Source organism: Arthrobacter sp. D1-17, from assembly GCF_054130535.1.
On sequence record NZ_CP096382.1, the window covers coordinates 827,453 to 850,078 of the forward strand.

At 65.2% G+C, this 22,626-nt stretch carries 24 protein-coding genes; 14 read left to right on the forward strand and 10 right to left on the reverse strand.

What is annotated here, in order from left to right; translation table 11 throughout:
* Positions 1–5: 5 nt before the first annotated feature.
* The 6 genes from M1E01_RS03840 to M1E01_RS03865 all read left to right on the forward strand — a co-directional run bounded on the left by M1E01_RS03840 (position 6) and on the right by M1E01_RS03865 (position 6,698).
* On the forward strand, positions 6–2,075 hold the full coding sequence (locus M1E01_RS03840; RefSeq protein ID WP_457973784.1) for a bifunctional aldolase/short-chain dehydrogenase: 2,070 nt from the start codon (positions 6–8) through the stop codon (positions 2,073–2,075).
* Positions 2,072–3,538 carry a rhamnulokinase gene (locus M1E01_RS03845; RefSeq protein ID WP_457973785.1) on the forward strand — a complete coding sequence of 489 codons (1,467 nt, stop codon included), beginning with the start codon at positions 2,072–2,074 and terminating at the stop codon, positions 3,536–3,538. The genes M1E01_RS03840 and M1E01_RS03845 overlap by 4 nt, the downstream gene beginning before the upstream one ends.
* A gap of 34 nt (positions 3,539–3,572) precedes the next feature.
* A complete protein-coding gene (locus tag M1E01_RS03850) occupies positions 3,573–4,580 on the forward strand; it encodes an acetylxylan esterase (protein ID WP_457973786.1) in 1,008 nt (335 codons plus the stop codon).
* A gap of 299 nt (positions 4,581–4,879) precedes the next feature.
* Positions 4,880–6,058 (forward strand): 3-deoxy-7-phosphoheptulonate synthase, encoded by a 1,179-nt coding sequence (locus M1E01_RS03855; protein ID WP_457973787.1) that lies wholly within the window; start codon positions 4,880–4,882, stop codon positions 6,056–6,058.
* Positions 6,059–6,160: 102 nt separating this feature from the next.
* Positions 6,161–6,373: a helix-turn-helix domain-containing protein gene (locus M1E01_RS03860; RefSeq protein ID WP_457973788.1), complete on the forward strand. Its 213-nt coding sequence runs from the start codon at positions 6,161–6,163 to the stop codon at positions 6,371–6,373.
* 226 nt (positions 6,374–6,599) lie between these two features.
* Positions 6,600–6,698, forward strand: coding sequence for a 30S ribosomal protein bS22 (locus M1E01_RS03865; protein ID WP_003792170.1), 99 nt, complete (start codon positions 6,600–6,602; stop codon positions 6,696–6,698).
* A 160-nt stretch (positions 6,699–6,858) separates the two neighbouring features.
* Here M1E01_RS03865 and M1E01_RS03870 read toward each other — a convergent pair whose 3' ends face one another.
* Positions 6,859–7,698: an HAD family hydrolase gene (locus M1E01_RS03870; RefSeq protein ID WP_457973789.1), complete on the reverse strand. Its 840-nt coding sequence runs from the start codon at positions 7,696–7,698 to the stop codon at positions 6,859–6,861.
* Positions 7,699–7,816: 118 nt separating this feature from the next.
* On the opposite strand from M1E01_RS03870, the gene M1E01_RS03875 reads away from it, so the two are divergent.
* The gene (locus tag M1E01_RS03875) at positions 7,817–8,071 is read left to right on the forward strand and encodes a glutaredoxin family protein (RefSeq protein WP_457973790.1); all 255 of its coding nucleotides are present in this window, start codon (positions 7,817–7,819) and stop codon (positions 8,069–8,071) included.
* A 98-nt stretch (positions 8,072–8,169) separates the two neighbouring features.
* On the forward strand, positions 8,170–8,865 hold the full coding sequence (locus tag M1E01_RS03880) for a redox-sensing transcriptional repressor Rex (RefSeq protein ID WP_457973791.1): 696 nt from the start codon (positions 8,170–8,172) through the stop codon (positions 8,863–8,865).
* A 95-nt stretch (positions 8,866–8,960) separates the two neighbouring features.
* Here the strand turns inward: M1E01_RS03880 and M1E01_RS03885 are convergent, their stop codons facing one another.
* The 3 genes from M1E01_RS03885 to M1E01_RS03895 form a co-directional block, all read right to left on the reverse strand.
* The gene (locus M1E01_RS03885; RefSeq protein WP_457973792.1) at positions 8,961–9,815 is read right to left on the reverse strand and encodes a hypothetical protein; all 855 of its coding nucleotides are present in this window, start codon (positions 9,813–9,815) and stop codon (positions 8,961–8,963) included.
* Positions 9,816–9,963: 148 nt separating this feature from the next.
* Positions 9,964–10,533 (reverse strand): hypothetical protein, encoded by a 570-nt coding sequence (locus M1E01_RS03890; protein ID WP_457973793.1) that lies wholly within the window; start codon positions 10,531–10,533, stop codon positions 9,964–9,966.
* 183 nt (positions 10,534–10,716) lie between these two features.
* Entirely contained in the window at positions 10,717–11,265 is a 549-nt protein-coding gene (locus M1E01_RS03895) for a YceI family protein (RefSeq protein WP_457973794.1), read from the reverse strand.
* Between the two features lie 202 nt (positions 11,266–11,467).
* On the opposite strand from M1E01_RS03895, the gene M1E01_RS03900 reads away from it, so the two are divergent.
* From M1E01_RS03900 to ccsB, 5 genes are read left to right on the forward strand one after another with little or no spacing between them, the layout of a single operon-like run.
* A complete protein-coding gene (locus M1E01_RS03900) occupies positions 11,468–12,133 on the forward strand; it encodes a histidine phosphatase family protein (protein ID WP_457973795.1) in 666 nt (221 codons plus the stop codon).
* Positions 12,134–12,135: 2 nt separating this feature from the next.
* Entirely contained in the window at positions 12,136–12,747 is a 612-nt protein-coding gene (locus M1E01_RS03905) for a TlpA family protein disulfide reductase (protein WP_457973796.1), read from the forward strand.
* A 15-nt stretch (positions 12,748–12,762) separates the two neighbouring features.
* Positions 12,763–13,518: a cytochrome c biogenesis CcdA family protein gene (locus tag M1E01_RS03910; RefSeq protein WP_457973797.1), complete on the forward strand. Its 756-nt coding sequence runs from the start codon at positions 12,763–12,765 to the stop codon at positions 13,516–13,518.
* Positions 13,518–15,302 (forward strand): cytochrome c biogenesis protein ResB, encoded by a 1,785-nt coding sequence (gene resB, locus M1E01_RS03915; protein WP_457973798.1) that lies wholly within the window; start codon positions 13,518–13,520, stop codon positions 15,300–15,302. Before M1E01_RS03910 ends, resB begins: the two co-directional genes overlap by 1 nt.
* Positions 15,302–16,423 (forward strand): c-type cytochrome biogenesis protein CcsB, encoded by a 1,122-nt coding sequence (gene ccsB / locus M1E01_RS03920; RefSeq protein ID WP_457973799.1) that lies wholly within the window; start codon positions 15,302–15,304, stop codon positions 16,421–16,423. The genes resB and ccsB overlap by 1 nt, the downstream gene beginning before the upstream one ends.
* A 735-nt stretch (positions 16,424–17,158) precedes the next feature.
* On the opposite strand, the gene M1E01_RS03925 is transcribed toward ccsB, so the two are convergent.
* Complete coding sequence (locus tag M1E01_RS03925) at positions 17,159–17,575, reverse strand: PLD nuclease N-terminal domain-containing protein (RefSeq protein WP_457973800.1); 417 nt, start codon at positions 17,573–17,575, stop codon at positions 17,159–17,161.
* 171 nt (positions 17,576–17,746) lie between these two features.
* Here M1E01_RS03925 and M1E01_RS03930 point away from each other — a divergent pair, with 171 nt between their 5' ends.
* Entirely contained in the window at positions 17,747–18,100 is a 354-nt protein-coding gene (locus tag M1E01_RS03930; RefSeq protein ID WP_457973801.1) for a DUF4229 domain-containing protein, read from the forward strand.
* 34 nt (positions 18,101–18,134) lie between these two features.
* On the opposite strand, the gene M1E01_RS03935 is transcribed toward M1E01_RS03930, so the two are convergent.
* From M1E01_RS03935 to M1E01_RS03955, 5 genes are all read right to left on the reverse strand, one after another.
* A complete protein-coding gene (locus M1E01_RS03935) occupies positions 18,135–19,016 on the reverse strand; it encodes a 1,4-dihydroxy-2-naphthoate polyprenyltransferase (protein WP_457973802.1) in 882 nt (293 codons plus the stop codon).
* 101 nt (positions 19,017–19,117) lie between these two features.
* Positions 19,118–20,251: an AMP-binding protein gene (locus M1E01_RS03940; protein ID WP_457973803.1), complete on the reverse strand. Its 1,134-nt coding sequence runs from the start codon at positions 20,249–20,251 to the stop codon at positions 19,118–19,120.
* 75 nt (positions 20,252–20,326) lie between these two features.
* A complete protein-coding gene (locus tag M1E01_RS03945) occupies positions 20,327–21,280 on the reverse strand; it encodes a 1,4-dihydroxy-2-naphthoyl-CoA synthase (protein WP_457973804.1) in 954 nt (317 codons plus the stop codon).
* Positions 21,281–21,302: 22 nt separating this feature from the next.
* On the reverse strand, positions 21,303–21,743 hold the full coding sequence (locus tag M1E01_RS03950) for a VOC family protein (protein ID WP_457973805.1): 441 nt from the start codon (positions 21,741–21,743) through the stop codon (positions 21,303–21,305).
* Between the two features lie 50 nt (positions 21,744–21,793).
* Positions 21,794–22,555 (reverse strand): CPBP family intramembrane glutamic endopeptidase, encoded by a 762-nt coding sequence (locus M1E01_RS03955; RefSeq protein ID WP_457973806.1) that lies wholly within the window; start codon positions 22,553–22,555, stop codon positions 21,794–21,796.
* Between the last annotated feature and the right edge of the window lie 71 nt (positions 22,556–22,626).

Below are 22,626 nucleotides of genomic sequence, written 5' to 3' on the forward strand. Positions count from 1 at the left end.
AGGGCATGAACATGCAGAACACAGCAACCAACAACACCGCCGCCAATAAGACGGCGCAGGACCTGATCGCCCGTTCCAATCGCCTGGGCGAGGACAAGCGGAACACGAACTTCGCCGGCGGCAACACCTCCGCAAAGGGCACCGGGAAGGACCCTGTTACCGGTAAAGATGTTGACCTCCTCTGGGTGAAGGGTTCCGGCGGGGACCTCGGGACGCTAAAAGCCGGGAACCTGGCGGTGCTGCGCCTTGACCGGCTGCAGGCGCTGAAGAACGTCTACCCGGGCGTGGAGCGCGAGGACGAGATGGTCGCGGCCCTCGATTACTGCCTGCATGGCAAGGGCGGCGCGGCGCCGTCGATCGATACCGCCATGCACGGTCTGGTGGACGCCGCCCATGTTGACCACCTGCATCCGGACTCCGGCATCGCGATCGCCACCGCAGCGGACGGCGAGGCGCTCACCGCCAAGATCTTCGGCGACAAGGTGGTCTGGGTGCCGTGGCGCCGTCCCGGGTTCCAGCTGGGCCTGGACATCGCGGCGATCAAGGACGCCAACCCGCAGGCCGTCGGCACCATTCTCGGCGGGCACGGCATCACCGCCTGGGGCGCCACGTCCGAGGAAGCGGAAGCGAACTCGCTGTGGATCATCGACCAGGCCGAGAAGTACATCGCCGCCAACGGCAGGAACGAGCCGTTGGGTCCGAAGCTCCCGGGCTACGCGCCGCTGCCGGAGGGCGAGCGGCGTGCCAAGGCCGCCGCGCTGGCGCCCGTGATCCGCGGCCTGGCGTCCACGGATAAGCCGGTCCTGGGCCACTTCAGCGACGACACCGCCGTGCTGGAATTCCTCGAGTCTGCCGAGCATCCGCGTCTAGGGGCACTGGGTACCTCCTGCCCGGACCACTTCCTGCGCACTAAGGTCAAGCCCCTCATTCTGGACCTGCCCGCGGATGCCTCCATCGAGGACTCCGTGGCCCGGTTGAAGGAACTCCACGCCGAATACCGGAAGGACTACAAGGCGTACTACGACCGCCATGCGGATGAGAGCAGCCCGGCGCTGCGCGGTGCCGACCCGGCCATTGTCCTGGTCCCGGGCGTGGGCATGTTCTCGTTCGGCGCCAACAAGCAGACCGCCCGCGTGGCGGGCGAGTTTTACATCAACGCCATCAACGTCATGCGCGGCGCCGAGGCGATTTCCACTTACGCCCCGATCGAGGAATCCGAAAAGTTCCGGATCGAATACTGGGCCCTGGAGGAAGCCAAGCTCGCCCGCATGCCCAAGCCCAAGTCCCACGCCACCCGCGTCGCGCTCGTGACCGGCGCGGCTTCGGGGATCGGTAAGGCCATCGCGACCCGCCTCGCCGCCGAAGGCGCCTGCGTGGTCATCGCCGACCTGAACCTCGAAAACGCCGAAAAGGTCGCCGAGGAGCTTGGCGGTCCCGACGTCGCCGTCGGCGTGCAGGCCGACGTCACCAACGAAGCCCAGGTGGCCGCCGCAATCAGCGAAGCGGTGCTGGCGTTCGGCGGCGTGGACCTGGTGGTCAACAACGCTGGCCTGTCCATCTCCAAGCCGCTGCTGGAAACCACCGAGAAGGACTGGGACCTGCAGCACAACGTCATGGCCAAGGGATCGTTCCTGGTGGCCAAGGCCGCCGCGAAGGTCATGATCGACCAGGGCCTGGGCGGAGACATCATCTACATCTCCTCCAAAAACTCCGTCTTTGCCGGCCCGAACAACATCGCCTACTCCGCCACCAAAGCCGACCAGGCCCACCAGGTCCGCCTCCTCGCCGCGGAACTGGGCGAGTACGGCATCCGCGTCAACGGCATCAACCCCGACGGCGTGGTCCGCGGATCCGGTATCTTCGCCGGCGGCTGGGGCGCCAAGCGCGCCGCCGTCTACGGCGTGGACGAGCAGGAACTGGGCAAGTACTACGCCCAGCGCACCCTGCTCAAGCGCGAAGTCCTGCCCGAACACGTCGCCAACGCCGCTGCCGTGCTCACCAGCAACGAACTCTCGCACACCACCGGCCTGCACATCCCCGTTGACGCCGGCGTCGCGGCGGCGTTCCTGCGGTGAGCAGCGCAGCAGCACCCCGTCCACAAGCAGGTGTCGACGGCGGCGTATTCGTCGCCGTCGACATCGGCGCCTCCTCGGGACGCGTCATCCTCGGACGGATCGGCGGCACGGGCAGGGTCAATATGGAGACGGTCCACCGTTTCCGCAACGGCGTGGTGCACTCCGACGGAGGCCTCCGCTGGGACTTCGACGCTCTCTTCGCCGAGGTGCTCAACGGCCTTGCCGCAGCGGCAGCTACGGCGGACGCAGCGGGCGAGGCGATTACCAGCATCGGCATCGACACCTGGGCAGTGGACTATGGACTGGTCAACGCCCCCGGTGAACTGACCGCTCAACCGTTTAGCTACCGCGACGAACGCAGCCGCGCCGCCGTCGCGGGCGTGCACGACAAACTGGACCCGGCACGGCTCTACGCCACCACCGGGCTGCAGTTCCTGCAGTTCAATACCATTTACCAGTTGGCGACAGAACAGAACCTCGAGGGCCTTCAAGCCCTGCTGATCCCGGACCTGATCGCCTTCCTTCTTACCGGGGAGCGCTACACGGAGGCCACCAACGCCTCCACCACCGGGCTGTTCGACGCCGTCGCGGGGGAGTGGGCCATCGGATTCTTCGCCGCGCTGGGACTGTCCCAGGACCTGTTCCCGCCCCTGATTCAGCCCGGTGAAACGGTCGGCACACTGCTGCCGGGCATTGCGCAGCGCACCGGTCTGCCGGTGGAGACAAAGGTGGTCGCGGTCGGCTCGCACGACACTGCCTCCGCGATCGCTGCCGTCCCTGCGGATACGGACAGCTTCGCCTACATCTCCTCCGGCACCTGGTCCCTGGTGGGAGTCGAGCTGCAGCATCCGGTGCTGACCGAGGCCAGCCGTGCGGCGAACTTCACCAATGAACGCGGAGTAGACGGTACCATCCGGTATTTGCGCAATGTCGGCGGGCTCTGGCTGTTCAGTGAATGCCAGCGGACCTGGGCCGCCCAAGGATATAAGCCGGAGCTCGGGGCATTGCTTGACGCCGCAGCCGCCCTCCCGCGGGGCGGTCCGCAGATCAACGCCGATGACCCATGCTTCATCGCCCCGGACAACATGCCTGAACGCATCCGGGCAGCAGTCCAGGCCACCGGAGCGATCCTGCCGGACCAACCCGCGGCCACGGTCCGTTGTATCCTCGACAGCCTGGCTGCCGGTTATGCGCGCACCATCGCCGATGCCGAACGCCTCGCCGGCGTTGCCGTCAACGTGGTCCACATCGTCGGAGGCGGCTCGCAGAACAAACTCCTGTGCCAACTCACCGCCGAAGCCACGGGCAAACCGGTCATCGCCGGGCCTGTCGAGGCAACAGCCCTAGGCAACGTCCTGGTCCAGGCCAGGGCCGCCGGTACCATCAACGGCGGGCTGCATGAACTACGGGCAGCCGCCCGCGGTTCCCAGCAGCTGAAGGTCTATCAGGCAGCTATGGTGTAGCCGACTCCTTTGTCCCGCCAATGAAACGGAAGCCATGCCCCTCTTCGATCTGCCGCTCGAGGAACTGCGGACGTACACCTCCGCCGTCGCACCTCCGGATGACTTCGAGGTCTTCTGGGACCGTACCGTCAGTGACACCCGCGCTTTTCCGCTCGCCGTGGTTTTCGAACCGGCGGAGAACTATCTCAGCGTCATCGACACCTTTGACGTCACGTTCGCCGGCTACGGCGGCTCGCCCGTCAAAGGCTGGCTGCACCTTCCGGCGAACAGGGAACCCGGTACGCCGCTGCCGGCCGTCGTGCAGTACGCCGGTTATTCGGGCGGCAGGGGCCTGGCCAACCAGGACACCCGATGGGCGCAGGCGGGCTATGCGCACTTCATCATGGACACGAGGGGCCAGGGTTATTCCGGTTCGGTGGGCGAGACCCCGGATCCGCATCCTTCCGCCGGTGAGGTGGCCTATGCGGGGCTGATGACCCGCGGAGCGGGCAGCCGGGAAGACTACTATTACCGCCGCGTCTACATGGACGCGTTCCGCGCCGTCGAAGCCGTGCAGAGCCATCCCGCCGTCGACGCGTCCCGGATCATCGTGGCGGGCGTCAGCCAGGGCGGCGGAATCACCATCGCGGTTGCCGGGCTGGCGGCAGGAAGGCTCGACGGCATCATCGCCGCCCTGCCCGATGTCCCGTTCCTTCAGGATTTTCCACGTGCCATTGACATCGCACCCCGGGGGCCGTACCCCGAAATTGCAGCGTTTTTGGGCAGACACCGGGAGCGGTATGAGCCGATGCTTGCGGTTCTCAACTATTTCGACGGCGTCAACCTGGCCCGCTCCGCCGCGGTGCCGGCGCTCTACTCCGTGGCCCAGATGGATGACGTCTGCCCGCCGTCGACCATCTTTGCCAGCTTCAACGCCTACGGGACGTCGGCTCCGGACCGGGTGTCGAAGGGCATCGAGGTCTACAGGTTCAACAACCACGAAGGCGGCCAGGAGCACCACTGGATCCGGCAACTGCTGTTCCTGCGCAAGATACTCGATTGACGTGCTCCTGCCCAGCGAGGGGCCAGCGCGAACGGACACTTGGGGCCCTGGCGGCGGGGCCCCAAGTGTCCGTTCGCGCATGTGCCGGTTTGCGGACCGAACAAGGCTGAGGTTAGGGTGTGCCTATGACTAACCGTTGGTATGCGTATTTTTCGTTGGCTCTGGAGGGGCCCGCGTCTAACTGACACGCATCCAACTACCTTCAGAGCCAACAGGGCAGAGATCATTCTCTGCCCTTCGCCATTTCTCCGGCGGGTTCTGAACTGGGCCCGCTCCGTACCCGGAACAGGACCCAGCACATGAGCGCAGCAATCACCGAAACCCAGCAGCCGGCGTCGAACGTCCCTGCAGACGTGCGGCCGGCAGAGTCGCCGTCCCCATCGCGGCAGTCCACCTCCAACCTGCGCGTCAGCGGGCTCAGGGCATTACCCACCCCCCAGGAAATGATCACCGAACTGCCGCTGGACGGCCGAGCGGCGGACGTCGTCGAACGCGGACGGGACGAAGTCCGGGCGGTCATGGACGGCGTCGATGACCGCCTGCTCGTGATCGTTGGCCCGTGCTCCATCCACGATCCGAAGGCCGGCCTCGAATACGCACGCCGCCTCGTCAGCCAGGCCGAAAAGCACAAGGAAGACCTGCTGATCGTCATGCGGGCATACTTCGAAAAGCCGCGCACGACCGTGGGCTGGAAGGGCCTGATCAATGATCCGCGGCTGGACGGCACGCACGACATTGCCGCCGGCCTGCGGGAGGCGCGCCGCTTCCTGCAGCAGGTCACGGCGCTGGGACTGCCCGCGGCCACCGAGTTCCTTGAGCCAATCAGCCCGCAGTACATGGCAGACCTCGTGTCCTGGGGTGCCATCGGCGCACGCACCACGGAAAGCCAGATCCACCGCCAGCTCGCCTCCGGACTCTCGATGCCGATCGGCTTCAAGAACGGAACCGACGGCGACCTCCAGGCTGCCGTCGACGCCTGCAGCGCCGCCGCGGCCGCCCAGGCTTTCCTGGGCATTGACGGCGACGGACGGGCCTCGCTGGTCTCCACCGCCGGCAACCCGGACACCCATGCCATCCTCCGCGGCGGACGCAAGGGGCCGAACTACTCTGCCGCCGATGTCGAAGCCGCCTCTGCCAAGCTGGCCGGAAAGAACCTGAACCCGCGGCTCATCGTGGACGCCAGCCACGCCAACAGCGGCAAGAGCCACCACCGGCAGGCAGAAGTAGCGCTGGAGATTGGTGCCCAGCTGGAGGGTGCGGGGGCGTCCGCCGGTGCCATCGCGGGTGTGATGCTGGAGAGCTTCCTGGTGGGCGGGGCCCAGAACCTGGACGTGGCCGAACACGCCGCCGGCCGGTCCCAATTGGTCTACGGCCAGAGTGTGACTGACGCCTGCATGGAGTGGGATGTGACGGTGTCGGTTCTGGATCAGCTGGCCGCCTCTTCGCGGAAGCGGCGGGCTTTCACAATGGCCACGTGAGCATCTAGAGTAACTAGGACACGGTTGTTCGATGGCTCAGCATCGGCGCACCGCACAAACGGGGGATGCCGCATAGTTGCTGAGAGCAAAGGAATATGGGAAATGTCCGCAGAGTCGAACTTCTCGAACGCCAAGTTCCTGACCGTGGCCGAAGTGGCTCAGGTCATGCGCGTTTCCAAAATGACCGTGTACCGACTGGTTCATTCCGGCGAAATGCCGGCTGTCCGGTTTGGCCGTTCATACCGCGTTCCTGAGGCCGCCGTCGAACAGTACCTCAAGGGTGCCGTCGTCGACGGTCAGACGGGTACCGCGTGAATTCGGGAGCCCAGGTTTCCGCGCCGATTGTCGGGACTGCTGCAGCCGCCTTGGGGGCCGCTGCAGGTTCCGGGAGTGGTGGCGGTCAGTAGGGGCCCGGATAAAGCGGTACCCTGTTAAGGAACGTTTTACGTCATTGTAAGAATCTGTCAGTTGTCAGTCTGTTGCTCAGTCCACGGACCTTCTCCATCAGACAGGTACTGCATCTAGTTTGTAAGGAACTTTCGTGGGTTCAGTTATTAAGAAGCGTCGCAAGCGTATGGCCAAGAAGAAGCACCGCAAGTTGCTTCGCAAGACCCGCCACCAGCGCCGCAATAAGAAGTAGAAGTACCTTCTACGCGTCAATGCCCGCTCCCTTTCGAGGGTGCGGGCATTTTTGCGTTCCCTGCCGCGCAGACCATACCGCCTCATGACGCGCATATGCCTGACGCAGCCGAAATTCCCCTATCGAGGGGGCATTTGCGTGTCGAAGGGAAAAGAGCGCCTCACACCCGGGGGCCGCGGATGCGGGCGTAGCCCTTCCAGAGGCCGTAGACTGCGCCGCCTGCTGTTGCTGCCTTAAGGCCGAGGGTGGCGGCACGGCGGCCTGAACGGAAGTCGTAGACGGGCCAGTTGTGTGCGCGGGCGTGTTTGCGCAGCCGGGCGTCGGGGTTAATCGCCACGGGATGGCCGACGAGGGTCAGCAGCGGGATGTCGTTGTACGAGTCGCTGTAGGCCCAGCACCGCTTGAGGTCCAGGCCTTCGTTGTCCGCGATGGCCTGGACGGCGACGGCTTTGGCCGGGCCGTGGAGGATGTCGCCGACGAGCCGTCCGGTGTACAGGCCCTCACTGATTTCGCCCACCGTGCCCAGCGCTCCCGTGAGCCCCAGCCGTGTGGAGATCACCGTGGCTACCTCGATCGGGGTAGCGGTCACGAGCCAGACCTTCCGGCCTACGCGCAGATGCTGCTGGGCCAGGGCCTTCGTGCCCGGCCAGATCCGGGAGGCGATCATCTCGTCGTACACTTCCTCGCCGAGCACCTTCACGTCTTCCTCCGTGATGCCGCAGGCGAGGGTCAGTGCGGAGTCCCGCACCGAGTGGACGTCGTTCACGTTTTCGCCCCGGAGCACAAACTTCAACTGCTTCCAGGCCATGCCGGCGGCCTGGGGGAGAGTGAAGGCTCCCCGCTGGTGCATCTTCCGCGCGACATGGAAAATGCTGGCACCCCTCATGAGGGTGTTGTCGACGTCGAAAAACGCTGCCTCGCCCTGCTGCTGCGCTGCAGCAGGCGGTTTCTGCGTTGCAGTTGACCGCTCAACCACAGCGACATACTTCTCCTCAGGCATGCCATTGAGTCTAGTCAACGTGGAGCATTCCACCGTCCCGCAACAGTGATGCCGGCGTCATCCGGCGCCTGGCGCCGCCGGCATCGCTCCCCGACGGGAACGGCGCTACGGTTGAGCCATGGCAATTCCCGACGTCGTTCTCCTCACCAAAGCTGACTGTCACCTCTGCGCTGCGGCGCGCGAGGCCGTCGGGCGCGTTACGGCCGGGTTGGGACTGGGGTGGAGGGAACAGTCGGTGGACAGCGACGAATCTCTCCGTGAGCGCTACGCCGAGGAGCTTCCGGTGGTGCTGGTGGACGGAATCCAGCGGGATTTCTGGAAGATCGACGAGGCCCGGCTGGAACGGGTTCTTCGTCAGGCGATGGCGCGCTAACGGCCGTTTCCGTCGTTTCGGCGCAGTGGCACCGGCTTTGTTGACATAAGTGATGGGGATTTAGAGTGGACTCACAACGCGACGCAATGGAGCAATTAGTGACTTCGCTCGACTCACCTCCCCAGGCAGTGCCTGAGGACACCGGAACTGCCGGAAAGCAGATTCCGCCCGCGGCTGTGGCCCGCCTCACCATTTACTTGCGCGCCCTAAACTCCCTGCTCGCTGAGGGCATCGAACGCGTCTCCTCCGAGTCCCTGGCCGAGGCCTCCGGCGTCAGCTCCTCGACCCTCCGCAAGGATCTCTCCCACGTCGGTTCCTATGGCACCCGCGGCGTCGGCTACGAGGTGCAGTATCTGAGCCGGCACATCGCCGCCGCGCTCGGTCTGACTCACGACTGGAAGGTCGCCATCGTTGGTGCCGGCAACCTGGGCAAGGCACTGGCCAGGTACGGCGGGTTTGAGTCCCGCGGTTTCGACGTCGTAGCCATTTTCGATGCCGACCAGATGGTGGTGGGCAACGAAGTCGGGTGGCTCCGCGTGAGCGATGTGGCCGATCTGGAAACCGTGCTGGAGCGGACGGGGGCCAATATGGTGGTGCTCGCTTTGCCCGCGGCTGTGGCCCAGAGCGTCTGTGACCGGGTTGTGGCGGCCGGAGTCCACAGCATTCTCAGCTTCGCGCCGGTGATGCTGCAGGTTCCGGAAGGCGTGAACCTCCGGAAGGTGGACATGGCAACCGAGCTGCAGATCCTCGCGTACCACGCGCAGCGGGCCCAGACCCCGGACCAGCCGGAGTAGGCCCTCCACTCAGCGCGAACGTACAGTTGTGGCCCCCGACTCCGTAATGGAGTGAGGGGCCACAAGTGACGTGAACGGCCTGGCAGCCTGAGCGGTTAGCGGCCGAACGGGCCGCCCCCATACGGGTTGGCAAAGGGCTGCGGCTTCTGGAAGTACGGTGAGGCCGCAGGCATGTAGAGCATCACGATCGCCGCGATGCCCAGGATGACAGCGACGGTGTTAAGGCCGAGCGGCAACACGGAGAAAATAGAAAGCGCCGCGAATACCGTACCCAGGATCCGGGCCCAGTTCTTACCCTTGCGGACGTTGAACGCCACCAGGGCATACAGCCCGGCAATGATGAGCGCAAAGACGACGATCGTGCCGACGAGGAGGCCCTTGATGTCTTCAAAGGCAATGTTCTGGCCGCTGCCCTGAATCTGGTCTTCAAACATTTGGCGTGTGGCGGGATCGTCGAGGGTCCCAATGCCCAACAGCGTGGACAGGAGCGTCAGGGCACCGGCCGCGATGATCATCCAGAACGCCTTGTTAACAGATTGGGGGACACCGGCGGGGCCGCCCTTGGCCTGCTCCGAAGGGTACTGCTGCCCGTATGGAGACTGCGCGTACGGTGACTGGCCGTAGGGGGACTGGCCGTACTGTGGTTGTCCATATTGCGGCGGGTTCTGGCCGGAGGAGGGCTCTTGGCCGTACTGCGGGGCGTTCTGGCCGTACTGCGGCTGACCGGACTGCGGGGCGTTCTGGCCGTACTGCGGGGGGTTCTGGCCCTGCTGGCCGTATTGCGGCGCAGGCGGGATATTCTGCCCATACTGGGGAGCGTTCTGCCCATACTGGGGAGCGTTCTGGCCGTACTGCGGCTGCCCCCCGCCTTCCCGTCCCGGTTCATTGGCATCGTGGCGGCCGGATTCCGGATCATTGGGGTTGCGAGGCGGGACTGGAGGAGTGCTCATGAGCGTTCCTTTGCGTTGTGACGTAGGGACCGGCCGCCGGGTTTCAGACGTTTGCCCTGCCCCCAGCATGGTTTACTTCCACCGTACCCCTCGGCAGGCGCGGCGAGGCTTATTCCGGAAGCGGTATTCGCGGACGCTGTGCCGGGAGTCAGGCCCGTACACGCGCTGCTGCGAACCACCGCCGTGAGCCGGGAGACCACATCAGCACGGTCGCGGTCAGGCTTGCCAGGAAACTGAAACCGCTGCCGCCACGTCCGTCGGTGAAACTGAGGCTGATGATAGTGAGAAGCAGAGAAACCCCGGCGACGGCGGTCAGGGCGAGCCGGGCCCACTCCCGGCCTTCCTTCAGTGTTATTGCCAGAACAATCTGGACGCTGGATAGCGCGGCACCAAAAAGCACGAGCAGCAGCACCAGGATGGCAACCGCGGGCAGGAACGCAAAGAGCACCAACGCGCCGAACAGCCCGATGACGCCGCCCAGCAGCCCCAGCAGTCCGGCGGCCAGCCAGACGCAATACGAGATTCTTAGCTCCATCGGCAGTCCTGCCACGCTGAACATTTCGGCCAACCCGCCCTGGGGCATGGCCTCATAGAAACTGCGGGGACGATCTGCTGGAATTTTGAACGGGAACCTGCCGGAACGGCGCCGTTGGGAGTGGTTCCCGGAAGGTGGTGCGCCGCATGGTTCGTGCGGATGCGGCGCGTTCGGGTTGCTCATGGCTCTCACTGTAGATCGGGGGTTGGCGGGATTCGCCCGGCATTGCTTCAGGGATGCAAAAGCCCCGCTTCGTGGAGGCTGATGAACCGGGACCACGGGCGGGGCTGTTGCGTTCGAAGACCGTCAGGCGGGCTTGGCCTGACGGGCCGTGCCTGATCTGGCGGGTTGCCCTAACGGCAGGCGCTACGCGGCGGGCGCAATGAAGGCCAGCTCAAGATTGATGGCAACCTTGTCGCTCACCAGAACTCCGCCGGCTTCCAGGACGGCGTTCCAGGTCAGGCCGAAGTCCTTGCGGCTGATGATGGCTTCAGCGGAGACACCGGCGCGGGTGTTGCCGAAGGGGTCAACAGCCACGCCGTTGAACTCGGTCTCGAGGGATACCGGACGGGTCACGCCCTTGATCGTGAGGTCGCCCTGGAGTTCGTAGCCGTCACCGGCCGGGACGAGGCCGTTGGACACGAAGGAGATCTCGGGGAACTTCTCGACGTCGAAGAAGTCTTCGCCCCGGACGTGGCCGTCGCGGTTCACGTCGCCGGAGTCGAAGCTCGCAGTCTGGATGATCGCCTCGATCTTCGAGTCCGCTACATTCTCCGCCAGATCCAGCGAGGCTGCAGCATCCTTGAACTGCCCACGGACCTTGCTGATGCCTGCGTGACGGACGGTGAATGCGATCTCGCTGTGTGAGTTGTCGAGGGTCCAGGTGCCGGGGGTGACGTTGGTGGGCAATGCCATGATGTTTCTCCTTGAGCGGTAAGCGTTCACTGTTCTTGCTGCTGAAGCTTCCTCGGTTGAAGCCTCAACTAACTGCTGCATCCAGTATAAACATGCATTTGCATCTTTTATCCCACGTTTCCGGAACTTTCCGTCATTTTCGTGAGTTCTACTAGATGTAGAAGATTTCAGATCGCCCGGTATCTTTGAGAAACTGGTAGACATGCCCCAAGCCACCGTTCATTTGCTCCGCCACGGCGAGGTCCACAATCCAGAGGGCGTCCTCTATGGCAGGCTGCCGGAATTCCATCTTTCCGAGCTCGGCCTGCAGATGGCGCAGCTGTTGGCGGACCACTTCCGCGACCGTGCAAGCCAGGGGGCAAAGATCGTCTATCTCGTGGCGTCCCCCCTGACGCGAGCCCAGGAAACCGCACTTCCGACGTCGAATGCCCTGGGCCTGGAGATCCACACGGACGAGCGCATCATCGAGGCTGAAAACCACTTCGAAGGCCTTAGGGTCAGCAAGGCGGAGCTGAGGAAGCTGAAGCACTGGCCTAAGCTGGTTAATCCCTTGCGCCCTTCCTGGGGCGAGCCCTACAAGGACCAGGCAGCCCGCGTGGGTGCGGCCGTCCAGGAAGCACGCCTCAAGGCGATTGAACTGGGCGGGGATGGAGCAGAGGCCATCATGGTGAGCCACCAGCTTCCCATCTGGGCGACCAGGCTCAGTGCAGAGGGCAAGCCGCTGTGGCATGACCCCCGCAAGCGGGAATGCACCCTGACCTCCCTGACGTCCCTCGTGTTCGACGACGACGGCACCCTCCTGCGCGTTGAGTACAGCGAGCCGGCGGCCGCCCTACTTCCCGGTGCATCAAGCACCCCCGGAGCCTAGTTATGACCAACACCCCCATTAGCTCCCGCCGCAGCGTCCTCGCCGCCGGCGGTCTGGCTTTGACCGCGCTAACGCTTGGCCTTTCCGGCTGCGCCCAGGAAGATGCGCTCGCGAAGCAGGCAAAGGCAGGGGACAACAAGAACTACGTCGCGGGCGACGGCTCGGTGACGGAATTTGCTGCAGCGGACCGCAAGTCGGCGGTGGACATCCAGGGCACGCTCTTTAACGGCACCACCGTGACCCCCCAGGACTTCCAGGGCAAGGTCACCGTGCTGAACTTCTGGTTTGCCGCCTGCGCACCCTGCCGCGTCGAGGCGCCCGTCCTCGAGGAGTTGCACCAGACCTTCAAAAGCAAGGGGGTGCAGTTCTTCGGCGTGAACCTGCGCGATGAGAAGGCAACCGCCGAGGCGTTCGACAAGACGTTCGGTCTGACGTACCCGAGCTTCAACGACAAGGACGGCAGCGTGCTGTTGTCCGTGTCCAGCCTCGTGCCGCCCGGCGCCGTTCCCACAACGCTGGTGGTGGACAAGCAGGGCCGCGTCGCGTCCCGCGTCCTGGGGGAGATCCAGAAGGGCACCCTGAAGGCCCTCATCGAATCCGCCGTGGCAGAGTAGCGGGCGCGCCGTACCGTGAACAGCCCTTTTGCCGAAGCCATCCTGAACGGCTCCCTGCTGCTTGCCATCCCCGTCGCGCTCCTGGCGGGGTTGGTCTCCTTCCTCTCGCCCTGCGTCCTGCCGCTCGTGCCCGGTTACCTCGGCTACGTCACGGGGTTGACCGGCGTCGACCTCCAAAAGCAGAAGCGCGGCCGCATGCTCGCGGGCATCGGCCTCTTCGTGCTCGGGTTTTCGGTGATCTTCGTGCTTCTCGGCGGCGCATTTGGGCAGCTGGGAACCCTGGTTTCCGGTGGCCAGAACGGCTGGATCACGCAGCTGCTCGGAGTCCTGGTGATCGCCATGGGCGTGGTGTTCATGGGCGGCTTCAGCTGGCTCCAGCGTGACGCCAAAATCCATGCGAAACCACCTGCCGGTCTGTGGGGCGCTCCGTTGCTGGGCATCACCTTCGGGCTGGGCTGGGCACCCTGCATCGGCCCAACCTACTCCGCCGTGCAGCTCCTGAGCCTCTCGGGCGGTTCCTCAGCCGCGAAGGGCGCCTTCCTCGCCTTCGTCTATAGCCTCGGTCTGGGCATCCCGTTCCTGCTGATCGCCCTTGCGGTCCGCCGCGGCGCGGGGATCATGTCCTTCTTCCGGAACCACCGCCTGGCCATCCAGCGGACCGGCGGCGGCGTACTGATCGTCCTGGGCCTGCTGATGGCGACCGGCGTGTGGGGTGCCTGGGTCACTGAGCTGCAGTACTGGTTCCAAACCGATGTGAAGTTGCCGATCTGATGAGCGAGCGTGTGAAGTCACCCAAGAACCCTCCGGCCGGGAAAGCCCCGGAAACAGCCTCTACAGAAAGCGGTCCCAAGAACGCCCTGAAGGAGGCCAAGGCCGACGCTGCGCTGCCTGCCCTGGGCATCGTGGGCATGCTGCGCTGGGCCTGGACGCAGCTGACCAGCATGCGCACCGCGCTGTTTCTCCTGCTGTTGCTGGCGGTGGCCGCCGTGCCCGGTTCGCTGTTCCCGCAGCGACCGGCGAACCCGTCGGTCGTCACCCAGTACATCAAGGACAACCCGGACTACGGCAAAATCCTCGACGCCCTGCAGCTGTACGACGTCTATTCCTCGGCCTGGTTCTCCGCCATCTACATCCTGCTGTTCATCTCGCTGATCGGCTGCGTGGTGCCCCGTGCCATCGCGCACTACCGCGCCATGCGCTCACAGCCGCCGCGCACCCCGAAGCGGCTCTCCCGCCTGCCGGAGTACGGCACGCTGGTGGTGCCAGCGGAAGCCGGCATCCCGGCGTCGGAGGCCATTGAAGACGCAGCGGAACTGCTGAAGAAACGCGGTTACCGCGTTGAAGTAAGGCACGACGACGGCGCGCGGCCGTCTTTGGGGGCGGAGCGCGGCTTCCTCAAGGAAGTCGGCAACCTGGTCTTCCACACCTCGCTGATCGGCGTCCTCGTCTCTGTGGCAATCGGCGGGCTGTTCGGCTACAGCGGCCAAAGGATCCTCGTGGAGGGTGACACCTTCGTCAACACGCTGGTGGGCTACGACCAGTTCAACCCGGGCACCAACTTCCAGAGCAGCCAGCTCCAGCCGTACTCCATCCAGCTGGACAAATTCCAGGCAACGTTCGACCGTGAATCCCAGGGCAAGTTCGGCCAGCCCATCGACTTCACGGCGGAGGTCACCACCAAGGAAAACCCCGGCGCGCCGGCCCAGAAGGAAGTCCTGAAGGTCAACGAGCCCGTCACCCTCGGCGGTACCAGCATCTACCTGACCGGCAACGGCTACGCACCCGTGGTCACGATCCGGGACGGCAACGGCAACGTCGCGATGCAGGGACCGGTTGTAGCCAAGCTGCAGGGGGACAACTATTACTCCTCCGTGGTGATCAAGGTTCCCGACGCGAAGCCGGACCAGCTCGGCTTCGCCGGATTCTTCCTGCCCACCGCGTTCGTGACTGACGAAGGTGTCTCCTTCAGCGGCGACCCCGAACTCATCAACCCGCAGCTGAGCCTGAACTCCTACTACGGCGATCTCGGCCTCGACAAGGGCGCACCGCAAAACGTGTTCGAGCTCGACGTCAAGGACCTTACCCCGCTGAACTCCCGCAACCTCGATGCCGGGGGGATCACGCTGGCGCCCGGAAGCACCTACACGCTCCCGGACGGCAAGGGCTCCATCTCGTTCGACGGGGTGAAAAAGTATGTGGGCGTCGACATCCACCACAACCCCGGCCAGCTTTCCGCGCTCATCTTCGCGCTGCTCGCCGTGGCCGGCCTCGTGGTCTCCCTCTACGTCAATCGCCGGCGCGTCTGGGTGCGCACGGGAACGCATGAGGACGGGCGGACCATGGTGGAATACGGGCTTCTGGCCCGCGGCGAGGACCACCGCCTCGCCGGCGAAGCCGTGGCCATCCGCGGGCTGCTGTCGCGCAAGTGGAACCTTGGCTCTGACACTTCTGACGGCACTTCCGGCTCCGACAGTGCTACCGGCTCTGACGGCGTTGGCCGACCATCCCCAACCACCTCACCAGCAGGCTCCGCTGAGCCGAAGAAGGACCGGTAATGTACCCCATCAACGAAACCATGGGCCAGTACAGCGAGCTGTTCATGCTCCTCGCTGCGGGCACATACACGGTGGCGTTCATCGCCTTCGCCTGGGACCTCGCCAAGAGCAGCAGGGCCCTGCGTGCCGTTGACCTGAAGGCTGCTGCCGCCGCAGGTGCATCTGAGCGCAGCGCGGAAGCCGAATCGAAGGTTCCCGCCACTGCAGGGGCGGGCGCAGCAGGTCTTGGCGACCGTGTTGAGGGGCACCTTGCCGGGCCCGCCGGCCGTGCCGAGCGGCCGTCGTCGTCCGTGTCTGCCAAGGCCCAGGACGGCGCGGCGGCGGGGCAGACCGCCGACGCCAGCATGACGTACAGCGGCGAGCGCCGTGCACCGGCCCGCGTTGCAGTGGCACTGACGGTTCTGGGTGCTGCGATCCATGCAGCCGCTGTGCTCACCCGTGCGATCGGTGCCGGGCGCGTGCCGTGGGGCAACATGTACGAGTTCCTGACCACCGGCGCGTTTGTTGCAATCGCAGTTTTCCTGATCGTGCTGATCCGGCGAGACCTGCGGTTCCTCGGCACGTTCGTAGTGGGCCTGGTGATCATCATGCTGGTCGCAGCTTCCGTGGCCTACTGGACCCCGGTGGGCCACCTCGTGCCGGCGCTGCAGAGCTACTGGCTCGTTATTCACGTCTCCATCGCCGTGCTCTCCTCGGCCCTCTTCACCCTAACGTTCGCCATGTCCGCCCTGCAGCTCGTGCAGTCGCACCGGCAGAAGACGATTGCCGCCGGCGGGGCGGACAAGCTGGGCTTCATGCGCCTGGTGCCAACCGCGCTGAGCCTGGAAAACCTTTCCTACCGCATCAACGCCATCGCCTTCATCGGCTGGACTTTCACCCTGATGTTCGGCGCCATCTGGGCTGAAAAGGCGTGGGGCCGCTTCTGGGGCTGGGACACCAAGGAAGTCTGGACGTTCGTGATCTGGGTGGTCTACGCCGGCTACCTGCATGCCCGGGCAACCCGCGGATGGACGGGAACCCGCGCGGCCTGGCTGTCGATCGTGGGCTACCTGTGCGTGGTTTTCAACTTCACAATCGTCAACCAGTTCTTCAACGGCCTGCACTCCTACTCCGGGCTGTAGGTTTTCAAGGCGGCCGGTAGGCCGTTCGCCGAAAATGGCCGCTCAAATACGTGTTGGGCGGCCATTTTTGCTGAATCGTGAAGAGCACGGGCATTAGCGCGGCGGTCTCCATCCACGCCTTGCCAGGGCGGCGCGCACCCGGGTGACGGCGTGCGGTACGCCGGTTCCATCAAACAGAGGCGTTGATGGCAGGTTCAGGCAGGCCGAAACACACAAGTAGCAGCCGAAGCCCGGTCTCCTTGGGGGAATCGGTGTTGGCCCGTATGAAGGCTTGGGCCCGTGCGCAGCGGAGAGGTGCATGGCAGGTGTCGGCCAATTGTGATTTTGTCAGGCAGAGGGAGGGATTGATGCCCGACGGCGCCCTTCCGCCGCACCGATCCCGCACCGAGGGCCTGTGCCCTGACCAGCAGCGTTGTGTCGGCGGAGGCAGGATTCCGGACACCGTGGCACGGACTTTGCAGGTCCCGGGCCCGGTAGCGACTCCTGGTCAGGCCGGCAGCATTGGCCTGCTTGATGGTGCACGGTTTACCAGCCAAGATGGCCGGGAGGGGCAAAGGGATCGGGCATAAGAGGATCCTTGTACCCATCGCCGAGGCTCGCCGGTTGACAAAAACGGCCGCTTAGCGTGCTCAATGGGCGGCCATATCTGACAAAACGGTACGGGCGATGGCCTGGTCCCGGGTTGGGGGCGGCCTTTTCTGGCCGCTGGGTGAGGCGCTGAACGTGTGCCCGGCGTTACTTGGCCTCGGGATTGCCTTCGGCGCTGGCGTCACCGGCACCAGTTGCGCCGGAGTTTCCCGAACCGGTGGGGCCGCCGTCGGCCTGGCGCTTCTTGGCCTCGAGGTCGTCCTTCAGCTTCCGCAGCCGCTCCGCTTCCGCCTGTTTGCGGCGGCGCTGCTCCAGGTTGCGGAGGAAGTCGGGGTCGTCATCGGGGGCTGTGGGGTGGGGGTAGGCCTGCCGGACCGGAGCCTCATAGCGGGGCCGGCCGATCAGGAACCAGAGGGCAGCGCCGATGATGGGCAGGAAGACCACGATGATGATCCATGTCGTTTTGGAAAAGCCCCTGGTGAGGCCCGAATCAGTCCGGATCACGTCCACCAGTCCGTAGACGTAGATAGCGAGGATGGCGACTGCAATGGCAACTCGGAGCATGCAATCAGTCTAGCTGTCAGCCGCCCCAGCGGAGATTACAGTATGCACACGGCCGGTGCCACGGATTTTCGGAACTCGGACACGAACTTTTTGCGACGGGTGGAGGAAGGGCAGGGTAGGGCGTTGGCGGCCAGGGAATCTGCGTTCAGTGATCACGGCTAAACTTGGATTGTGGCTTTTGTGAGATACTCCCTGATCCGGCTTGCCCTCTTTGTCCCGCTGTTTGCGCTGTTCGTGTTCCTGCAGTTGGGCTGGCTCCTCGCCGTGGTCTGCGCTGGTCTCATTTCCTTCGCCATCAGCTACCTGTTCTTTCAGGAGCAGCGCGATGCGGCAGCTGCTTCCCTGCAGGCCCGGTTCTCGGGCCGGGCCAAGCCTCTGCGCACCGCCGGTGAAGTGGACGACGCCGAGGCCGAGGACCGTCTGACGGATACCCACCCGGACGTCACAGTCCGCAACGACATCCCGAAGACCGGCCCCCGCAGCACCGACCCCCGCAGTACCGACCCCCGGAGCACTGAGGCGTAGCCGCAGTACCGCCTCCGGGAGCACCGGGCCGTACCTACAGCCCGTGGCTCAGGAACAGGCCCAGTGAGAACAACGCGGCATAGCCAAGATTGATCAGGCCGGTCTGCTTCAGGACGGGGATGAGGCTCTTGCGCTTGCGGCCGTTGATCATCAGCCAGGACGGCATCAGGCTGGCAGGGATGAGCAGCAGGACAATGAGCATCCAAGGCCGTGTGGGCGCCAGAATCACCACCAGGAGGATCGCGACGGCGAGCATCAGCACGTAGCTTTCCCTCGCGTGCTTGTCGCCGAGGCGCACGGCGAGGGTCCGTTTGCCGGCCTTGGTATCGGTTGGGATGTCCCGGACGTTGTTGGCCATCAGGAGGGCGCAGGCAATCAGGCCGGTGCCGATGGCGCCGATGACCGCGGGGAGACTGACCTGGCCGGCCTGCGTGTAGGTGGTGCCGAGTGTTGCCACGAGGCCGAAGAAGACGAACACGAAAAGCTCGCCCAGACCCATGTAGCCGTAGGGGTTCTTGCCGCCGGTGTAGCCCCATGCCGCCATGATGCATCCCACACCCACAAGCAGCAGCCACCATGTCTGGGTCATGACGACGAGCACCAGCCCCAGCAGCATGGCCAGCCCGAAGGCGCCGAACGCCGCGTATTTCACGTGTTCAGCGCTTGCCGCCCCGGACCCGACCAGCCGCAGCGGGCCCACACGGTTTTCGTCTGTCCCGCGGATCCCGTCCGAGTAGTCGTTGGCGTAGTTGACGCCGACCTGCAGCAGCAGCGCCACGAGGGCCGCCAGCAGGGCGTTCAGCGGGCGGAAGGCGTCCATCTCAAACGCTGCTGCTGTCCCGATCAGGACAGGAGCGATTGCAGCCGGAAGTGTGCGCGGCCGGGCGCCTTGAATCCATTGTGCGGCTGTAGCCACGGTAATACCTCACGTTGGTTGGGTGGAACGTTGCGCGCACGAAGCGCGGCGGAACTGCGGCCTGCTCCGGCAACGACGGGCCGCGGCGGAGCAGGCCGAATCTATTTTCCCTGATGCAGGGCATTGAGCCGTTCAAGCATCGCCAGCCTGTCGGGTTTACCGTTGGGCAGCATGATCAGGTCGCTTGCCGGCAGGACGGTCTTGGGGGCAATCAGGCCCAAGGTGCTGTGCCACTGTTCAGCCAGGGCGCTGCCCTGGGCTGAGGCGGCATCGGATACTGCCACGTACGCGGCGACAGCCTGTCCCCACGTCGCCGACTCGACGCCAGCCACGAAAGCCGCCCTCACGCCATCGAACTTCTCCAGCTCTTCCTGGATATGCAGGGAGGACACTTTGACGCCGCCAGTGATGATCACGTCATCGGCGCGCCCCAGCACAGTCAGTCTGCCGTCGGCGTCCAGTGTCCCGAGGTCGTTGGTGCGGTACCAGCGGACGCCGTCGTCGTCGGTAAAGGCTGCGGCGGTCAGCCCGGGCGCGCCAAGGTAACCGGCAGCAAGGGTGGCGCCGCCGAGGTGGATCCTACCGTCCTCCGCGACCCGGACCGCCACGCCTTCGAGGGGAAAACCGTCGTACACGCAGCCGCCGGCTGTTTCCGCCGCGCCGTACGTGGTGACCACGCGCAGGCCGGCATCCCGGGCTGATTCGAGGAGCGCCGTTGAAACGGGCCCGCCGCCGAGCAGGATGCCGTTGAAGCGGCGCAGCACGGCGAGGGTGTCGGCCGAGGGGTCGGAGAGCAGCCGCTTCAGCTGTGCCGGGACCAGGGACGTGAAACGGATCTTGTCCGTCAGTTCCAGGGCGGCAGCAGTGAAACCGTCCGTGGTGAACCCGTTGGAGAGGTCCATGGCCCACGGGCGCGTGCCGGCGAAGAGCGACCGCACCAGCACCTGGACGCCTGCAACGTACTGCAGGGGGAGCGCCAGGAGCCACTGGCCCTCGCCCTTGAGGGCGAACGCCGTGGCCATGGAGGAGGCGGCGAGGGCGTCAACGCTGAGGACCGTCGCCTTGGGGGTGCCGGTGGAGCCCGACGTGCAGACCACCACCGCGGCGTCCTCGATCCCGGGCGTTTCCACATAAGACACCACGGGCTCACCGTTGGGGCCGGCGGAGAGCTCGACGGCGGGACCCTCGCCGTGGAGGGCTGCCGCCAGGGCCTTCAGGGCTGGTTCGATGTTCACGCGGTCCGCCTTAGGGGTGGGTGGGGCTGCCTTGATGGGGGAGCAGTGCCTGGAGGCAGTACCTGGAAGCAGTGCCTAGAAGTAGTACGGGAACCTGGACCAATCCGGGTCCCGCTTCTCGAGGAACGCCTCTTTGCCTTCAACCGCTTCGTCGGTCATGTAGGCCAGGCGGGTGGCTTCCCCGGCAAAGACCTGCTGGCCGGCCAGGCCGTCGTCGGCGAGGTTGAAGGCGAACTTAAGCATGCGGATGGCCTGCGGGGACTGGCGGGCGATGTCCGCGGCGTATTCGAGGGCAACCTCCTCGAGCCGTTCGTGGTCCACGGCCTCGTTCACCGCGCCCACCCGCACCATGTCCTCCGCGGAGTATTCGCGGGCCAGGAAGAAGATTTCGCGCGCCGTCTTCTGGCCGATCTGGCGGGCAAGCAGGGCGGAGCCGTAGCCGGCGTCGAAGCTGCCCACGGTGGCGTCGGTCTGCTTGAACTTGCCGTACTGGCGCGAGGCGATGGTCAGGTCCGAGACCACGTGCAGGGAGTGGCCCCCACCGGCCGCCCAGCCGTTGACGACGGCGATGACCACCTTGGGCATGGTCCGCATGAGCCGCTGGACTTCCAGGATGTGAAGACGCCCGGCGCGGGCTGGGTCGATAGTCTCCTGGGTCTCGCCGGACGCGTACCTGTAGCCTTCCCGCCCCCTGATCCGCTGGTCCCCGCCTGAGCAGAAGGAGTGCCCGCCGTCCTTGGGGGAGGGGCCGTTGCCGGTGAGGAGCACGGTGGCCACATCCGGCGTCATCCGGGCGTGGTCCATGGCGCGGTACAGCTCATCGACCGTGCCGGGACGGAACGCGTTGCGGACCTCCGGGCGGTTGAAGGCGATGCGCACGGTGGGCAGGTCCCGCACCACGGCACCGGACGCGTCCCGCTCCACCTGGCGGTGGTAGGTCATGTCCTGGAAGTCGTCGAAGCCAGACACAGTGCGCCAGCGTGACGGGTCGAAGACGTCGGATACCTTGGCGGGAATTTGGTTGCTCACCGTCCCCAGTCTAGTAATCGGGTCAGCTGATGCAGAACTCGTTGCCTTCGGGGTCGGCCATCGTGTACCAGGAGTGGGGGCCTTGGCTGGCGGTCCAAAGGAAAGTGGCGCCGCGGGCTTCAAGCTCGGCGCGGACCTCGTCCTTGTCCCGGCCGTCGAGGCGCACGTCCCAGTGAACCCTGTTTTTGAGGGTCTTCTGCTCGGGAACGGTCTGGAACAGCAGTCGCCGGGCGGGCGCCGTGGCGTCGAGCTCCTCTTTGGGCCTGATCGCCGCGCCGTCCTTCCACACGAGCTTGCCGTGGTGGGTCATTGTTGCCGCCTCGGTGGCGTAGCCCTTCTCGATCATTGACCGGATGAACGCCTCGTCCTGCGGCTCCACGGCCCAGTCCAGCGTCTCAGCCCACCAGTCGGCGAGGTCGTGCGGATTCTTGCAGTCCACTGCGATCTGGATGTTCAGTCCCATGGGACAAAACCCTACGACGACGGCGGCGCGCCGGATAGGGGGAGTTTGTGTCAGCCCTGGACCTGCTGCATCTGGTCAAGCAGTTCCGGCGGGATGGTGTACAGGAAGATGGCGGCGACCAGGTTCTTTGCGGCGTGGACGAAGTAGGAGAACATCAGGTTCTTGCCGGTCCAGACGTACACGAAAACCAGCGTGGCGCCCATGGCGAGGTAAGGCATCAGTGCTGCCAGCGTGAGCGCCTCCTGGCCCACGATGTGCAGGGCGGCGAAAAGCACAACGGAGAGCGTGCAGCAGACCCAGATGTTCCAGCGGCGGCTGAGCTTGCCGATCATCAGGTGCCGGAAAATGTACTCTTCCACAAAGGGGCCTACCACCACGATGAGCGGCACCATGAGCCACGCCGGAACCTGCTGGATGAGTTCCTGCAGCCCGGCCTGGTTGGCGGAAGTTTCCGTGGTTCCCGCGACGACCACGAGGATTGCCGTGAAGATCATCATGACGACGACGGCCGCCGGCACCATCGCAAGGGTGAACCACGGCCTCGTTGCCAGCACTTTCAGGTCCCGCGCCACCACCTGACGGGCTGCAAACACTGCCAGGATGCCGACGCAGCCGTAGAACAGGAGGTTCACGGCGTATGACGCGGCGGCAGGCGTGGGCACCAGCAGCCTGAGCAGCGGCAGGAGCAGTTCCCCGGCAACCGCAAAAAAAGCAGCGATCGCTACATACAGCCCCACCGTGGTGAAATCGAGCGGCGAAAATTGGTAGAGGTCCGGGCGCGGAGCGGGGAGGGGCCGTCGGGTTGTCACCATGCCTCCAGCCTAGTCCGGCTGGCGGGCCCGCGGGCTGTTTGTTAGTGGCCGGCAGGGGTGGGCGGTCGCAG

What these genes read in the sequence shown, in the direction of transcription:
- M1E01_RS03840 (WP_457973784.1), top strand. Translation starts at nt 6, where the DNA reads ATGAACATGCAGAACACAGCAACCAACAACACCGCCGCCAATAAGACG.
- M1E01_RS03850 (WP_457973786.1), top strand. Translation starts at nt 3,573, where the DNA reads ATGCCCCTCTTCGATCTGCCGCTCGAGGAACTGCGGACGTACACCTCC.
- M1E01_RS03855 (WP_457973787.1), top strand. Translation starts at nt 4,880, where the DNA reads ATGAGCGCAGCAATCACCGAAACCCAGCAGCCGGCGTCGAACGTCCCT.
- M1E01_RS03860 (WP_457973788.1), top strand. Translation starts at nt 6,161, where the DNA reads ATGTCCGCAGAGTCGAACTTCTCGAACGCCAAGTTCCTGACCGTGGCC.
- M1E01_RS03870 (WP_457973789.1), bottom strand. Translation starts at nt 7,698, where the DNA reads ATGCCTGAGGAGAAGTATGTCGCTGTGGTTGAGCGGTCAACTGCAACG.
- M1E01_RS03875 (WP_457973790.1), top strand. Translation starts at nt 7,817, where the DNA reads ATGGCAATTCCCGACGTCGTTCTCCTCACCAAAGCTGACTGTCACCTC.
- M1E01_RS03885 (WP_457973792.1), bottom strand. Translation starts at nt 9,815, where the DNA reads ATGAGCACTCCTCCAGTCCCGCCTCGCAACCCCAATGATCCGGAATCC.
- M1E01_RS03890 (WP_457973793.1), bottom strand. Translation starts at nt 10,533, where the DNA reads ATGAGCAACCCGAACGCGCCGCATCCGCACGAACCATGCGGCGCACCA.
- M1E01_RS03895 (WP_457973794.1), bottom strand. Translation starts at nt 11,265, where the DNA reads ATGGCATTGCCCACCAACGTCACCCCCGGCACCTGGACCCTCGACAAC.
- M1E01_RS03900 (WP_457973795.1), top strand. Translation starts at nt 11,468, where the DNA reads ATGCCCCAAGCCACCGTTCATTTGCTCCGCCACGGCGAGGTCCACAAT.
- M1E01_RS03905 (WP_457973796.1), top strand. Translation starts at nt 12,136, where the DNA reads ATGACCAACACCCCCATTAGCTCCCGCCGCAGCGTCCTCGCCGCCGGC.
- resB (WP_457973798.1), top strand. Translation starts at nt 13,518, where the DNA reads ATGAGCGAGCGTGTGAAGTCACCCAAGAACCCTCCGGCCGGGAAAGCC.
- ccsB (WP_457973799.1), top strand. Translation starts at nt 15,302, where the DNA reads ATGTACCCCATCAACGAAACCATGGGCCAGTACAGCGAGCTGTTCATG.
- M1E01_RS03925 (WP_457973800.1), bottom strand. Translation starts at nt 17,575, where the DNA reads ATGCTCCGAGTTGCCATTGCAGTCGCCATCCTCGCTATCTACGTCTAC.
- M1E01_RS03950 (WP_457973805.1), bottom strand. Translation starts at nt 21,743, where the DNA reads ATGGGACTGAACATCCAGATCGCAGTGGACTGCAAGAATCCGCACGAC.
- M1E01_RS03955 (WP_457973806.1), bottom strand. Translation starts at nt 22,555, where the DNA reads ATGGTGACAACCCGACGGCCCCTCCCCGCTCCGCGCCCGGACCTCTAC.